Raw genomic sequence first — 13,794 nt, 5'->3', positions numbered from 1 at the left:
ATGTCCCACAAAGAGCTGGAGTTCGATGACCCGTACGCCTTTGTCGCCCAGCGATTCCCCGTCCCTGATGGAGTCGACCAGGACGAACTCATGGCTCGCTGCATCGTCGAGGAGTACGCCCTGATGGCGATGCCCCCGCAAAAAGCCCTCCGGCTCTTCGCCTCCCCCTATTTCTCGGGCACCCACGCAATCTATCGCCGCCGTGGCGAAGCATTCGTCCGCAGCATAATCCGCTCCGTATACGGTCCATCGGCCGGGGAGGTCTAGCCATGCCGCGCGTTTACAACTGGCAAATCGGCCGCGAGATGGAGTACCGCTTCCAGACCGGTACCCAGAAACGCCAGTTCGCCGCCGTCTTCAACATCAACCGCTGCATCGCCTGTCAAACGTGCACCATGGCCTGCAAGTCAACCTGGACATTCTCGCCCGGGCAGGAGCTGATGTGGTGGAACAACGTCGAGACGAAGCCCTTCGGAGGGTATCCCCACCACTGGGATACGAAGCTCCTCGCCCTTCAGGAAGCGGCCGACCCCGGCGGCCAGGTCTGGGATGCCAGGCCCCCGACCCGCGCCGCGCCCTACGGCACCTTCGCCGGCAAAACAATCTTCGAAACCGCCGACGGCATCGAAAGACAGGCAACCGGCTACATCCCCGACGAAGACGAATGGAAGTCGCCAAACCTGTTCGAGGACACCGCTACACGGTTCTCCCCCTCTGGCGCCTCGCTCCCTGAGCACTCCGGCTGGTTCTTCTACCTCCAGCGCATCTGCAATCACTGCACCTACCCGGCCTGCGTCGCTGCCTGTCCCCGCAACGCCGCCTACAAACGCGAAGAAGACGGGATCGTCCTCATCGACCAGGAACGCTGCCGAGGGTACCGCAAGTGTGTCGAGGCATGCCCCTACAAGAAGGCCATGTACCGGCCGACCACCCGGACCTCCGAAAAGTGCATCGGCTGCTACCCCCGTGTCGAAGGGACCGACCCGCTCACCGAAGGCGTCCCCATGGAGACGCGCTGCATGACGGCCTGCATCGGCAAGATTCGCCTCCAGGGACTCGTCAAAGTCGAGCCTGATGGCCAGTGGGCCGAGGACCGCCAGAACCCGCTGTACTACCTCGTCCATGTTGAAAAAGTCGCTCTTCCGCTCTACCCCCAGTTCGGCACCCAGCCCAACGTCTATTACATCCCGCCCCGCTGGGTCCCGCGCGATTACCTCCGTCAGATGTTCGGCCCCGGCGTCGACGCGGCGATCGAACGGTACACCAACCCGTCCCGCGAGCTCCTCGCCGTCCTCCAGCTCTTCCGGGCAACCCAGAAAATCATCTTCTCCTACCGCGTCGAGCCGGGTCCGAAGACTGCGGAGTTCACCGTCGATGGGAAAAAGCGCGAAATCTACAACGACACCGTCATCGGCTTCGACAGCCAGGGCAAGGAGATCGTCCGCATCACCGTCAACGAACCGTTCTACGAGCGACCGGACCGGTTCGCCATGAACACCATTTGAACCGGGGGTTCGCCATGCCGGCACTTGCACCAGCGCACGCCGAAGACCTGGAACGCCGCGCTGTCCGCGCCGAGCTCCTCGCCATTCTATTCGGCCCCGCCAGTGAAGGCGCCCTCGCCCTCGCCCGTGAACTCTCGGCGGTAGCCGCGGAAGCGCCGGGTGCCCAGCTCGAACTCCTCCAGCTCGCGGCGCTTCTTGCCCAGCTCGATGTTCCCACCTGGGATTCCCACCGCGTCCAGCTCTTCTCGGTCGGCACCTCCGTCGATTGCCCCGCATTCGAGACGGCCTACTTCGCCGCCGAGGCCCACCGCCAGTCCCACCGGATGGCCGATCTTGCCGGCCTTTATCGCGCATTTGGCGTCGTTCCTGCACCGTCATCGGGCCGCCCCGACGACCTCCCGGTAGAACTCGAATTCCTCGCCTTCATGCTCCGCAAGGAGGCGTTCGCGGTCATCCACGGAGGTGCTCCCCGTGTCGCCCAGGTCCAGAAAGGCCTCCGCATCCTGCTCAGGGACCACCTGGGTCGCTGGGTTCCGTTGCTCGCCGGGCGCCTCCAGCAGCGAGCTGCCGGCACATTCTTCGGCCCCGCTGCGCGGCTCCTGCAGGAGGTCGTCGACGACGAGGCCGCCCGCCTCGGTATCGACGCCATCGAGCCGGCGCCCGGCTTCGACCCCGCCGCGTGGGAGACCCCCCGCAGCCACGGGCCTGAGCTGGGAGTGTCCAGCTTTGTCTCCCTTGACCAGCTCGTCACAGGAGAGGTCGCGCCATGAACCGCATCCTCCGCAGCAGGAAACTCCTGGTCGCGGCAGCCGTCCTGCTCATCGCCGGCGCACTCCAGTTCACCGGCGTCAACCCGGCTGCCTCCCAGACCGTTCTCCTTGTCGCCTACGAGTCGCCGTCGAACCCCGGCCTCGACCCCCAGGCTGATGCGTGGGACGCCGTGCGCGCCGTCGAGATTCCGCTCTCCGCCCAGCGCGGCAGCTACGCAGCCGGGGGCGGGTCGGTGGGCACCGTCCGCCTCAAGGCGCTGCATCACGAAGGCAGGCTCTATGTCCGGGCCGAGTGGTCCGACCCCACCGAGAATGCCAGCGCCCTTCGGGTTCAGGACTTCACCGACGCCGTCGCCCTCGAATTCCCGTCGCGCGCGGCCGCCACAGTCCCCTCGGTCTGCATGGGCCAGCCCGACGCAGGCGTGAACATCTGGTATTGGCGCGCCGACGTCAATGCTGGCGCCACCAGCCTGGCGGCCGCCAACCCGAACATGCACGTCGACGGCTACCCCTTTACCGATGACACGTTCCTCACGGCCCGCGGCGCCGGCAACCCCGTGGCGGCCGACCGGCCAGTCCAGACGCTCATCTCGCATCTCTTCGGCTACCTGACCGCGTCTCCCGTCCAGGATGCCGAGGGCAAGGGCGTCCGCACCGCCGATGGCTGGGCCGTGGTCTTCGCCCGTGACTTCAAGAGCGAGGGCCAGGACCACGCTGATTTCGCCCCGGGTACGCGCACCGACATGGCGGTAGCTGTCTGGGACGGCGCCAACCGCGAACGCGACGGCATGAAGTCGGTTTCCCAGTTCATCACGCTCCAGGTCGCCGCTGCCGAGCTTCCGGGAGCTTCGGGCGGCATCGATGCCCGCTTTATTGCCCTCGCGGCCATCCTGCTCCTCGGGCTCACCGGCATCGGCATCGGCCTCGCCTTCTACGGCGCTTCCGAACGGAGCCGATAGGTTATGGAATCCCCAAACCGACCGAATGCCGCCATCCTCGCACTCCTGCCATGGCTCACCGCCGCCGCGCTGTTCGAGCTGCTCGTCCTCCGGACCGGCACACGTATCGCCATCCACGTGCCTGCGGGCGCACGGCTCGAAACTCCCTATCTCCTCCTGAGCGCCGCCGGCCGGTACGCCTTCTTCGTGGCCATCGTGCTCGGCGTCCTCGCCCTGGTAGCCAGCTCCATCGTCGCCTTCCGGGGCACCGCGCCTCAGCGCGTTGCCGGGGTATGCGGGCTCCTCTTCCTCGGCGCGGCTGCCGCAGCTCGCGTCGACCCGGGGTTGCTGCCCGTCGTCGACGTTGCGGCAGCGCTCGCTGTCACCGCCGCCGCCGCGGCCATCCTCGTTCGCCGGGGAGTCGCCGCAGCGGTGCCCTTCGCGCTCCTTGCAACGGCAACCGCCGCCGCAGCCGGCTATGCGCTGGTTCAGACTGAACCCGCCCTCCCACTCCGGTTGAGCGGCCCTCTGCTCGATGGGCTCGAACTTACCGGCCTCGCCTTCGCCCTCACCCTCCCGCTTTCCGTCCGCCGTCGCCCCGGCCCTCGCGCACTGGCGGCAGGCATCGCGGCCGGAGCAGCGGCAGGCGGGCTCCTCGCCGCCCCCGCATCCAGCGGCCGCATCATCCTCCTTTGGAACGGCGGGCTCTCGTCCGGCTTTCCAATCCCCTTCTATGCCCTCGCGGCCGCCGGGCTCGTTATTGCCGCTGTCCAGGCGCGCAGCACCAGAGACCAGGCGCTCTTCTCTGCCATTTTGCTCGTCGCGGCAGGCGGGCTCGGACTCCATAACACCTATCAGACGCTCCTTGTCCTCGTCGGCGCACTGGCTCCCGCACTTGTGGCGGCACCGGGGGCAGCCCAACAGCCCGTCGCGGAAGTCGATACCCGGGCGCTCACCCCCGCCGCGCAGCTCGCCGCCCGCGCCCCGACCCCGTAGCATCGTCCCCAGGCTGTGCGACTCGTTCTCCTCCTGCTCGGTTTCGCCGCGCTTATCGCGGGGGCGGCCTGCGGCGCCTCCGGGGTCGCTTCCCTCCGCTCCCTTGACGAGGACGACTACCTCCTGAGCGGCCCCGCCCGCCTCACGACGTCCACGGCCGGCTTCGTCGGCTCCACCGCCGAGCTCGCCGGGCGCAGCAGCGGCATCCGCAACAACTCGGTCACCATTCGCATCCGCGTGAGCGACGGCAGGGGCCTCTTCCTCGGCATCGCGCCCGCTGCCGCCGCCGACCCGTACCTCGCAGCAGCTCGTCACGAAGTCGTCGACCAGGTCCGCTACGACCCGCTCGAGCTCCGCCGCACCGCGGTCGGCGCTGGAGACGCCCTCGCACCGCCCGCCGACGCCCTCGCATGGACCGCCAGCGCCTCCGGCGACGCCCCGCTCGACCTCAGCTGGTCGGCGCAGAACGGCGACTACGTGTTCGTCATACTCCGCGCCGACGGCCGGCCTGGGGTCGATGCCGCCGTCGAGTTCGGCACGAAATTCCGCTACCAGCGGGGCTACGCCATCGCCGGGATGGTCCTCGGTCTGCTCCTTGTAGCCTTTGGGTTCGTCCTGGTCGTGGCCGCGCTCAGACGGCGGTCATCCAGGCCGCCGTCCGCAACCTAGACGAGCCGGACCCACCGCCGCTTGCCGACCTGGACCACAGTCCCCGGCCGCGCCGGCGTCGTCGGCTCAACGACCAGCCCGTCCATCGTCACCGCCCGCTGCTCGAACAGCCGCCGAGCCTCCCGTTTCGACGGCGCCGAACCGCTCGCGACCACGACGTCGAGCAGCAGTTCGCCCTCCCGCACCCGGTACTCCGGGATGTCCTCGGGCACTTCCTTCCGTTGCACCGTCCGCTCGAAGTGCTCCTGCGCCCGCTTCGCCGCCTCCTCACCCCAGAACTCCGTCACAATCGTCCGGGCAAGCAGCTTCTTCGTCTCCATCGGACTCCGCTCGCCCGACCGCATCGCCGCCATGATCGCCTGCACCTCGGACGGGTGCAGGTTCGTGCCCAGCGTGAAGTAGTGCTCAATCACCTCGTCCGGGATGGACATCACCTTGCCGAACTGGACCTCCGGCGGGTCGTCCACGCCAATGTGGTTCCCCTTCGACTTCGACATCCGCTCTTTGCCGTCCAGCCCGACGAGGATCGGCAACGTGATCGGCACGTGCGGGCGCTGGCCCGCCTCCTCCTGGATCTTCCGCCCGGCCATCAGGTTGAACAGCTGCTCCGTCCCGCCCACCTGGACATCGCAGGCGAGCGCGTAAGCGTCGTATCCCTGCATCAGCGCATACAGGAACTCGTGCAGGTAGACCGGGTCGCCCGCTTCCCATCGCAGCCGGAAGTTCTCCCTCCGCAGCATCTCCGCCACCGTGAACTTCGCCATCAGCTGGATGATGTCGGGGAACGTCAGCTTGCTGAGCCACTCCGAGTTGTGCCGGACCTCCGTCTTTGCGGGGTCGAGGATCCGCGCGGCCTGCTCGAAGTAGGTCGCCTCGTTCGCCTTGATCTGCTCCGGCGTCAGCATCGGGCGCAGCTTGTTCTTGTCGCTCGGGTCGCCCACCAGCGCCGTGTAGTCACCAATCAGGAAGATGCAGTGGTGGCCGAACTGCTGGAACTGCCGGAGCTTCCGCAGCGGAACGCAGTGCCCCAGCGTCAGCGAACTGGCCGTCGGGTCCACGCCGAGGTAGACCCGCAGCGGCCGATCTTCCTCGAGCCGCTCCCGCAGCTCCCGCTCCATCTGCTGTTTCAGCAGCGGGTCGCCGTAATCGACGCCGCTCATCAGCACAGCGAGCTGCTCGTCGACCGGGGCCATCGTCCTCGTCATGCGTTCGCGTCCAGCCTGCGTGAGAGTGCTCAGGCGCCGGCCAGCAGCCGGCGCGCCTCCCGGACATCTTCCGCGATCTGCGCCTTGAGGGCATCGACCGAAGCGAACTTCACCTCGCCCCGGATGCGCGCCACGATTTCGAGGTCCATCCGCTCCCCGTAGATGTCGCCCTCGAAGTCCAGCAGGTGCGTTTCGATCGAGACGTGCCCGGCGTCGAAGGTCGGCCGTCGCCCGATGTTCGTCGCGCCGATCAGCCGGTGCCCGGCCACGCTCGCCCGCGTCGCATACACCCCCAGCGCCGGCAGCGCACGGTCGGCCGCAACCGAGATGTTCGCCGTCGGGAACCCGATCGTCCGGCCCCGCTCGAATCCGCGCACAACCGGCCCCGAAAGCCGGTACGGCCGCCCCAGCAGCGCTGTCACTCGCTCCATGTCGCCTGCTGCCAGCGCCGCCCGCACGGCCGTCGAACTGTACCGTTCGTGGTCGTGCATCAGCGGCTCCACCTGCACCACCTCGAATCCCAGCTCGGCGCCCAGCCGCCGCATCCGCTCGACCGTGTCCTTCGGCGCACCCCGCCCGAACGCTGCATCCGGCCCCAGCACCATCAGCCGCATCCTCAGCAGCTCCGCGAATGCCGCCGCCAGCTCCTCGGCAGTCACCTCCGAGACTTCGCTCGTGAAGGTCAGGGGGATGACCCAGTCGGCGCCCGCCGCCCGGATCAGCTCCATCCGCTCCTCGAGCGAGGTCAGATAGCTCGGCGGGACCTCCGGCCGCAGCACCGTCACGGGGTGCGGATGAAGTGTCACCACGCCCGGCGAAAGCGCCCGCTTGCGGGCCTCCTCGCGCAGCCGGCCGAGCAGCCACTGGTGCCCGCGGTGCACCCCGTCGAGCACGCCGATCGTGAGGGCTGTCTCGGGACCCGGGGCGCCTGCCGCCAGCTGAGCACGGGTGAACGAAGGAAGCACCATCGCCTTCATCCTACTCTGCTGCCCCCTGAACGGCAGCCGGTGGCCCGTCCCCATGGCTGCCGGGCGGCACTCCCGGGTTCCGGCCGCGTCGTGCATCCTTTCTGGCGCACCTGCCGCGTCCAGCACAAGGAGGCTCGTCCATGTCCAGCGACCAGTCCGCTGCGCTCCAGCAGCGCATCCAGCCGTTCTTCCCCGGCGTTCTCGGCATCCGGCTCACGTCCGCGGAGCCCGACCGCGTGACCGCCGAGCTGACCGTCCGCGACGAACTGTGCACCGTCCCGGGCATCTGCCACGGGGGCGTCCTCATGGCCTTCGCCGATACCCTCGGCGCCGTTGGCACGGTCCTCAACCTCCCGCCCGATGCCGGCACAACCACCATCGAATCGAAGACCAACTTCTTCGCCCCTGCCCTTGCGGGCACCACCATCACCGCCGAGTGCGTCCCCCTCCACCGCGGTCGCCGCACCCAGACCTGGCAGACGGCCATCCGGAACCCCGACGGCCGCCTCCTTGCCCTGGTCACCCAGACCCAGATGGTCCTCACGCCCTGACCCGCCTGCGGTCGCCCGGCCGTAGCTTAGCCGAAATCGTGTGATTGCGGCCGCTCGATGAACCCCGGCAGCGGACACCGCCGAAACGACTCAGCCACAATGTTCGGGAACCCGCTCTGCTCGTTGTCGACCCGCCCGCGGACGATCACGAACGGCTCCATCCGCACCAGCTCCGCCTGCCGCTCCTGCAGCCCCCGGTGCACCACGACGTTCGCCAGCCCGAACTCGTCTTCGAGCAGCATGAACATCACCCCGCTCGCCGTGACCGGCCGCTGGCGCGTCACTACCATCCCCGCAATCTCCACCACCATCCCCTGCGGCAGCCGGTTCGGGTTCCGTACCCCGCCGAGGTGGCGGCTCGTAATCATCCCCTCGTGCAGCAGTGGCCGCACCAGCGCCATCGGGTGCCGACCCGGGCTGAGCCCCAGCCGCTCGAAATCCCACGCCAGCGCTTCCCAGCCCTCCAGCGGCGGCAGGCTCGCCATGTCCTGTTCCGTCGGCAGCGCCAGCGCAAGCTGCCGGGCGCGTGCTTCCGCGGCCGGCCGCGCCGGCGGCTGCGGCATCCGCGCTTCAGTCAGCAGACCCAGCTGCCAGAGCAGCTCCCGCCGCGCCAGCCCGAAACACTCCAGCGCGCCCGCCTGGATCAGCATCTCCGCCTGCTCCCGCGTCATCCCCGTCCGCACCAGCAGCTCGCGGAGCGACCGGTACGGGCCGTTCGATTCCCGCTCCTCCACAATCCGTTCCGGCAGCGAACGGTAGCCCGGCAGGTGCCGGTGCTGCCGCCGGTCCTGCCATCCCCCGCCGATGCCGTTCACCTGCTGCAGCCCGAGCCGGATGTTCCCCTCCTCCGGCCACGCTCCCGCCCGCGAGCGGTTCACACACGGCGGCAGCACCCGGATGCCGTGCCGCTCCGCATCCTGCGTCAGCACCTCCACCGGGTAGAAGCCCATCGGCTGCGCGTTGAAGAGCGCACAGTAGTACTCCGCCGGATAGTGCACCCGCAGCCACGCCGACTCATACGCCAGCAGCGCGAACGCCACCGCGTGGCTCTTCGGAAACCCGAACGCCGCGAACGCCGCCATCTTCTCGAATGCGACCTCCGCCGCCTCCCGGCTTACCCCCATGCGCGCCGCGCCCGCAAGGAACTCCTCGGCGAGCGCCCGCATCGCCTCCGACGAACGCTTCCGGCTCATCGCCCGCCGCAGCCGGTCGGCCTGGCCCGGCGTGAAGCCCGCCACCGCGCAGGCGATCTGCAGCACCTGGTCCTGGTAGAGCACGTGCCCCAGCGTCTCGCCCAGGCAGTGCTCCAGCAGCGGCTTCAGCTCCGGGTGTCCGTAATCCACCTCAATCGCCTCCCCGCGCGCCAGCCGCTCCCGGTACTCCATGTACGGCCGGAACGCCCCCGCCATGATCGGCCCCGGCCGGATGATCGCCACCTGCACCGCCAGGTCGTCGAGGTTCCGCGGCTGCGTGCGCGGCAGCGTCTGCACCTGCGCCCGGCTCTCGATCTGGAACACCCCCATCGTGTCCCCTTCCCGGATCGCCGCGTAAATCTCCGGGCTGTCGTGCGGAATCCGCCCCAGGTCAACCCGCACGCCGCGCTCCTCCTCGATGATGTCCAGGCACTCCCCCACCGCCGAGAGCATCCCCAGCGCGAGGAAGTCGATCTTCACGAACCGCGCATCGTCGACCGAATCCTTGTCCCACTGGCACACATACCTCCCGGCCATCCGCGCCGGCTCCACCGGCACCACCGACGAAATCGGCTCCGCCGAGACCACCACACCCCCCACATGCTGCCCGATATGCCGCGGGAACCCCGAAACCTGCCCCGCCAGCTCCACCAGGTCCCGCCAGATCGGCGCATCCACCAGGGGCCGCAGCTCCGGCACCTTCCGCAGCTGCTCCGCCAGCCCCCGCGCGTCCGCGAACGGCCCTGCCAGCCGGTTGATCTTCGCCAGCACCGGCTCCGGCAGCCCCAGCGCCTTCCCCACATCCAGCACCGCGCTCCGGAACCGGTAGGTCGGGAACGCCGCCACCAGTGCCGCGTGCTCCGGCCCGTACCGGTCATAGATCCGCTCCAGCAGCGCATCCCGGATGTCCCGCGGAAAGTCGAGGTCGATGTCCGGCAGCGAATGCAGCTCCTCGTTCAGGAACCGCTCCAGGTAGAGGTTGTTCCGCACCGGGTCGATGTGCGAAAGCCCGATCAGGTAGCACACGATCGAACTCACCGACGACCCCCGTCCCCGCCCGACCGGCCGCTCATCAGGCGCCAGCCGCGGGTCGCGCCCGTGGAGCTCTGCCGCCACCTCATTCACCAGCTGCAGGATGTCCCAGTACACGAGGAAGAAGCCCGCCAGCCCGTGCCGCTCGATGAGCGCCAGCTCCCGCTCCAGCCGCTCCCGCGCCTCCGCCGCGTACGGGTCCGAAGGCGGGTACTTCCGCCGGAACGCCCGCTCGCACACCCCGCGCAGGAAGCTGTCCAGCGTCGCACCCTCCGGCACCGGGTAGTCCGGCAGCCGGTACGGCAGGTCGCGCGTCAGGTCGAACGTGCACCGCTCCGCCGTCGCAACCGCGTTCGCCAGCGCGTCCGGCCGCCAGGCGAACCGCCGGGCCAGCTCCTCCGGGTGTTTCAGGTAGAACTCTGAATTTGGCCGCCGCACCGTATGCGAAGTGTCCAGCGTCAGCCGGTGCCGAACCGCCACCAGCACATCGTTCAGCCGGTGCCTGGTCCGCACGTGGTAGTGCGCGTTGTTCGTCGCAACCACCGGGATGCCGCACGCATCCGCCGTCCTCGCCAGCACCGCATTCCTCCGCCGGTCGCCGTACACATCATGGTCCTGCAGCTCGACCAGGTACCGGTCGCCGAACACATCTCGGTAGCGGCCGGCCAGCTCCCGCGCCGCCCGCTCCTCCCCGGCCGCCGCCAGCCGCGCCAGCGCCGAATCCCGGCAGCCGGAGAGCACGATCAGCCCCGCGCCCTGTTCGAACAGCCACGCCTCCTCCACCTGCGGCGTGTCCTTCCCGTACGTCCGGTATCCCCGGCTCAGCAGCCGGCAGAGGTTCCGGTACCCCTCCGCGTGCTCCGCAAGCACCGTCAGGTGCGAGGTCTCCGGCGCCTCCCCGCCGGGTTCGGTCCTCCGCACCGTGACTTCGCACCCGGTGATCGCCTTCAGCCCCCGCGCCCGGGCCGCCTGCGCGAACTCCATCGCCCCGTACAGGTTGTCGTGGTCGGTCAGCGCCAGCGCCCCGTACCCGAGGGCGAGCGCCCGGTCGATCAGCTCGTCCGTCGTGCTCGCCCCTTCACGCAGCGACCAGCACGAATGCGCATGCAGCTCCGCGTAGGCGGCCACGCCTGCCAGTATAGAACAAACGTTCGCAACAGGGAGTGAATGCCCCTTCCGGACTCACCCGGCGCTACGCAGTGCGTGCCGCTACCGGTTGCCGAAGAGGAGCGTGACCGATCCCTGGTTCGGCACCAGTGCAATCGTCTGGGTCGTCGGCGTCGTCGGGAACCACCCTTGCTGCGGAATCTCCGTGACGTTGTAGGTCGCGCCCGCCGGCAAATTGATGCACACCCCGGGAAGCCCCTGGGCGCCTGTGACCACCGTTGCGACTGTCTGAGTCGGCGGCGGCGCCGTCTGGGTGATGGTAAACGTCCACCCCTGGAGGAACGGCTCGTTCTGGCTCTGGTGCACGCCGTCGCCGTTCAGGTCGTGGAACTTGAAGATGCACACCTGCACAAGGGCGCCGCCGCCCGGCGTCGGCGTTGGCGTGGGTGTGAAGGTCGGCGCCGGTGTGGGTGTGCTCGTCGGCGTTGGGGTCAAGGTGGGAGTTGGCGTCGGCGTGCTCGTTAGTGTGGGCGTGAAGGTAGGTGTCGACGTCGGTGTCTTCGTCGGGGTGGGCGAGACCGGCGTCGGCGTCGGTGTCTTCGTCGGCGTTGGTGTGCTGACCGGGATGGTCGCCGGGTTGCCGCTCAGGGTTGGTTTTGGCGTCGGTGTGGGCGTGTTCTTGATGGGTGTCGGGGGAGGCCAGAGCGTTGGCGGCGTCGGTGTGGCGGTCGCCTTCGGCGGCACAACCGTGATGGGAACGGTCGTCTGGCCGATCGCAACGGTCGCTACCGCAGTCGCCTGCGGCGTCTGCCCCGATCCCCCGGAACCGCCCCCATTCGGCCAGCACGCGGCAGCCACGAGGCCGCTCGCCAAAAGCAGGGTGATGCACAGCAGAGTGGAGAGGTTTCTCGCCGACATCTCGGATCTCCGTCGCGGAAGTGCCGCCTGCGTGCGAAGCGGCCCACACCTTCGACCAGCATCCGGGGCACCTCTTACAGTCTCGGATGGGCGGGGGTCTCACCGCGTCCGCGCCGGACCGCCGGGATACCGACGGCCACGCCGAATTCCCGACATCTTCAATTCTGCGATCCGTCGTTTCAAGGTCTCCCGGCCGTCATGGGACCGGAGCCCCACCGGCCTGGCCGTAGCGGGGCCTCTGCGGCTCGCGGTTGAGTGCTCCCGGGTCGCGGGCCGCCCCCGATCTCTCGCGGGCACGGCGTCGCGAAGGGGCTTGCCGGCGCCGCCCGGTTCCATGGGGCACGTCGCGGCGGCGGCCCGACCCTGCCAGGGTGTGAGGGTGGGTCGGCGTCCTTCCGTCTGCCGTCGGGCTGGACGGCTCGCCGCCCCCCGCCTTGCGCCCTAGTTCCGCCCGTTGCCGAAAACCAGTGTGACCGTTTGCCCGCCGGTGACCGTTGCCGTTTGCGGGTTCGGCGTCGTCGGGAACCAGCCCGTCTGCACGACCTCGGTCACGGTGTACTGCCCGGCTGGCAGGTTCACGCACACGCCCGGCAGGCCCGCCGCGCCCGTCGTCACCGATCCGAGCACCGTGCTCCCCTGGGCGACTGTGAACGTCCACCCTTGCAGCAATGGCTCGTTCGTATCCTGCACCCCATTCTGGTTCACGTCATAGAACTTGAGGATGCAGAGCGTCCCATCGACCGGCGTCGGGGTCGGCGTCGGTGTGCTGGTGGGTGTCGCCGTTGGAGTTGGGGTCTTCGTGGGTGTCGCTGTCGGCGTCGGCGTCCTGGTCGGCGTCGCCGTGGGGGTCATTGTGGGCGTCGGCGTCTTCGTCGGGGTTGGCGTTTGCTTCGGCCCGACCGTGCCGAATGCAGGTACAGTCCCGGTCGGTGTCGGCGTTGCCGTTGGCGTCTGTTTCGGCCCGACCGTCGCAAACGCCGGCACCGTCCCGGCCGGTGTCGCCGTTCCGCCCGGGGGTACGACCGTCACCGGCAGCCCGCCGCCGATCCCGATCGTCCCGACTGCGCCCGGCGTCGGCGTCGGGGTCGCAGGAGCTGGCTTGCACTTTCCGTTCGCACCGGCCTGGAAAATCGCGAGCACCTCATTTGCAGTCAGCGCCCGTTTGTAGAGTGAAAGCTCGTCGAGCTCGATTTCCGCGCCGCCCGTGCTCACCTCGGCCGGAGCGCTCGTATCCAGGTTTCCGGAAAACCACGTTGTGGCCGGTCCCGTCGCTACCTGCTGCCCGTCGACGTACCACCGCACGATGTTCGCCGTCCGGTCCACCGTCACGGCCAGGTGCCGCCATCCGCCAGTCGATATCGACCCGCTCGTTGGCGGCGGGTTGCTGTTGCTGCCGCTCTGCTGGAGGTACGCCTGGCCGTTCGCAGTGATAAGTCCGTACCCCGTCCCTGAGCTGTCCCGCTTTGCCAGGATCGTTGAAATCGACGATACGGCGTTCCAGCGCAGCACCCAGGTCTCGATCGTGAAGTTGCCGGTTCCCACCTGCAGGTCCGCCTGCGATGCGGCCCATGCAACCGTTGTGGCCGGCCCGAGCTTCCATCCGCCCCCAACCTTTCCCGCCACAGGCACGTACGAGCCGCTCATGAACGCCAGGTCGTTCGGGAACCCCGCAATGTCGTGCGCCACGTTCCCCGACGTCTCATCGAACGGCCACCACGCAACCAGGTCCGCCGGTGGCGGAACACAGGCGGAGACCGGCGGACTGCCCCCTCCCCAGCACGCTCCCAGCACCGCCCCCACTGCCCCGACGATGATCGCAGCCGCCGCCCGCGCGGTCCCCTGCCAGTGTTTCCCCTGCAGCATGCAATTCCTCCCCCGGTGGTGGTATCGCATCAGCCCTGCGGTAATGACAGGCCGCCCGGGCGGTGCCTTACACGCGGCG

General features: G+C 68.9%; 12 protein-coding genes. 7 read left to right on the top strand and 5 right to left on the bottom strand.

Annotated elements, in window-relative coordinates:
• The 6 genes from Tbon_RS01690 to Tbon_RS01665 are packed head-to-tail and all read left to right on the top strand — an operon-like array spanning position 1 to position 4,878.
• On the top strand, positions 1-267 hold the full coding sequence (locus Tbon_RS01690) for a hypothetical protein (protein WP_158066005.1): 267 nt from the start codon (positions 1-3) through the stop codon (positions 265-267).
• A 2-nt stretch (positions 268-269) separates the two neighbouring features.
• The gene (locus tag Tbon_RS01685; RefSeq protein WP_158066004.1) at positions 270-1,505 is read left to right on the top strand and encodes a 4Fe-4S dicluster domain-containing protein; all 1,236 of its coding nucleotides are present in this window, start codon (positions 270-272) and stop codon (positions 1,503-1,505) included.
• A gap of 14 nt (positions 1,506-1,519) precedes the next feature.
• Complete coding sequence (locus Tbon_RS01680) at positions 1,520-2,275, top strand: TorD/DmsD family molecular chaperone (RefSeq protein ID WP_158066003.1); 756 nt, start codon at positions 1,520-1,522, stop codon at positions 2,273-2,275.
• Positions 2,272-3,234, top strand: coding sequence for an ethylbenzene dehydrogenase-related protein (locus Tbon_RS01675; protein WP_158066002.1), 963 nt, complete (start codon positions 2,272-2,274; stop codon positions 3,232-3,234). Before Tbon_RS01680 ends, Tbon_RS01675 begins: the two co-directional genes overlap by 4 nt.
• A gap of 3 nt (positions 3,235-3,237) precedes the next feature.
• A complete protein-coding gene (locus Tbon_RS01670; protein ID WP_158066001.1) occupies positions 3,238-4,209 on the top strand; it encodes a hypothetical protein in 972 nt (323 codons plus the stop codon).
• Positions 4,210-4,224: 15 nt separating this feature from the next.
• Positions 4,225-4,878, top strand: coding sequence for a hypothetical protein (locus tag Tbon_RS01665; protein ID WP_158066000.1), 654 nt, complete (start codon positions 4,225-4,227; stop codon positions 4,876-4,878).
• Here the strand turns inward: Tbon_RS01665 and tyrS are convergent.
• Both tyrS and ribF read right to left on the bottom strand, forming a co-directional pair.
• Complete coding sequence (tyrS, locus tag Tbon_RS01660) at positions 4,875-6,083, bottom strand: tyrosine--tRNA ligase (RefSeq protein ID WP_158065999.1); 1,209 nt, start codon at positions 6,081-6,083, stop codon at positions 4,875-4,877. The genes Tbon_RS01665 and tyrS overlap by 4 nt on opposite strands.
• Positions 6,084-6,112: 29 nt before the next feature.
• The gene (gene ribF / locus Tbon_RS01655; protein ID WP_192498052.1) at positions 6,113-7,051 is read right to left on the bottom strand and encodes a riboflavin biosynthesis protein RibF; all 939 of its coding nucleotides are present in this window, start codon (positions 7,049-7,051) and stop codon (positions 6,113-6,115) included.
• Between the two features lie 140 nt (positions 7,052-7,191).
• Here ribF and Tbon_RS01650 point away from each other — a divergent pair, with 140 nt between their 5' ends.
• The gene (locus Tbon_RS01650; RefSeq protein ID WP_158065997.1) at positions 7,192-7,602 is read left to right on the top strand and encodes a PaaI family thioesterase; all 411 of its coding nucleotides are present in this window, start codon (positions 7,192-7,194) and stop codon (positions 7,600-7,602) included.
• A 26-nt stretch (positions 7,603-7,628) separates the two neighbouring features.
• Here the strand turns inward: Tbon_RS01650 and Tbon_RS01645 are convergent, their stop codons facing one another.
• The 3 genes from Tbon_RS01645 to Tbon_RS01635 all read right to left on the bottom strand — a co-directional run bounded on the left by Tbon_RS01645 (position 7,629) and on the right by Tbon_RS01635 (position 13,715).
• Positions 7,629-10,955 (bottom strand): DNA polymerase III subunit alpha, encoded by a 3,327-nt coding sequence (locus Tbon_RS01645; protein WP_192498051.1) that lies wholly within the window; start codon positions 10,953-10,955, stop codon positions 7,629-7,631.
• 81 nt (positions 10,956-11,036) lie between these two features.
• Complete coding sequence (locus Tbon_RS14045) at positions 11,037-11,852, bottom strand: hypothetical protein (RefSeq protein WP_225734667.1); 816 nt, start codon at positions 11,850-11,852, stop codon at positions 11,037-11,039.
• Positions 11,853-12,293: 441 nt separating this feature from the next.
• On the bottom strand, positions 12,294-13,715 hold the full coding sequence (locus tag Tbon_RS01635) for a LamG-like jellyroll fold domain-containing protein (RefSeq protein WP_158065995.1): 1,422 nt from the start codon (positions 13,713-13,715) through the stop codon (positions 12,294-12,296).
• Positions 13,716-13,794 lie beyond the last annotated feature (79 nt).

The sequence above is a fragment of the Tepidiforma bonchosmolovskayae genome (genome assembly GCF_008838325.1).
Classification (GTDB): Bacteria; Chloroflexota; Dehalococcoidia; order Tepidiformales; family Tepidiformaceae; genus Tepidiforma; species Tepidiforma bonchosmolovskayae.
This window is presented reverse-complemented; position numbering and strand designations above follow the sequence as displayed.

Bases quoted from the DNA above. Each gene is read 5' to 3' on its own strand.
- Tbon_RS01690 (WP_158066005.1), top strand. From the start codon at position 1: ATGTCCCACAAAGAGCTGGAGTTCGATGACCCGTACGCCTTTGTCGCC.
- tyrS (WP_158065999.1), bottom strand. From the start codon at position 6,083: ATGACGAGGACGATGGCCCCGGTCGACGAGCAGCTCGCTGTGCTGATG.
- Tbon_RS14045 (WP_225734667.1), bottom strand. From the start codon at position 11,852: ATGTCGGCGAGAAACCTCTCCACTCTGCTGTGCATCACCCTGCTTTTG.
- Tbon_RS01635 (WP_158065995.1), bottom strand. From the start codon at position 13,715: ATGCTGCAGGGGAAACACTGGCAGGGGACCGCGCGGGCGGCGGCTGCG.
- Tbon_RS01675 (WP_158066002.1), top strand. From the start codon at position 2,272: ATGAACCGCATCCTCCGCAGCAGGAAACTCCTGGTCGCGGCAGCCGTC.
- Tbon_RS01685 (WP_158066004.1), top strand. From the start codon at position 270: ATGCCGCGCGTTTACAACTGGCAAATCGGCCGCGAGATGGAGTACCGC.
- Tbon_RS01670 (WP_158066001.1), top strand. From the start codon at position 3,238: ATGGAATCCCCAAACCGACCGAATGCCGCCATCCTCGCACTCCTGCCA.
- ribF (WP_192498052.1), bottom strand. From the start codon at position 7,051: ATGGTGCTTCCTTCGTTCACCCGTGCTCAGCTGGCGGCAGGCGCCCCG.
- Tbon_RS01650 (WP_158065997.1), top strand. From the start codon at position 7,192: ATGTCCAGCGACCAGTCCGCTGCGCTCCAGCAGCGCATCCAGCCGTTC.
- Tbon_RS01680 (WP_158066003.1), top strand. From the start codon at position 1,520: ATGCCGGCACTTGCACCAGCGCACGCCGAAGACCTGGAACGCCGCGCT.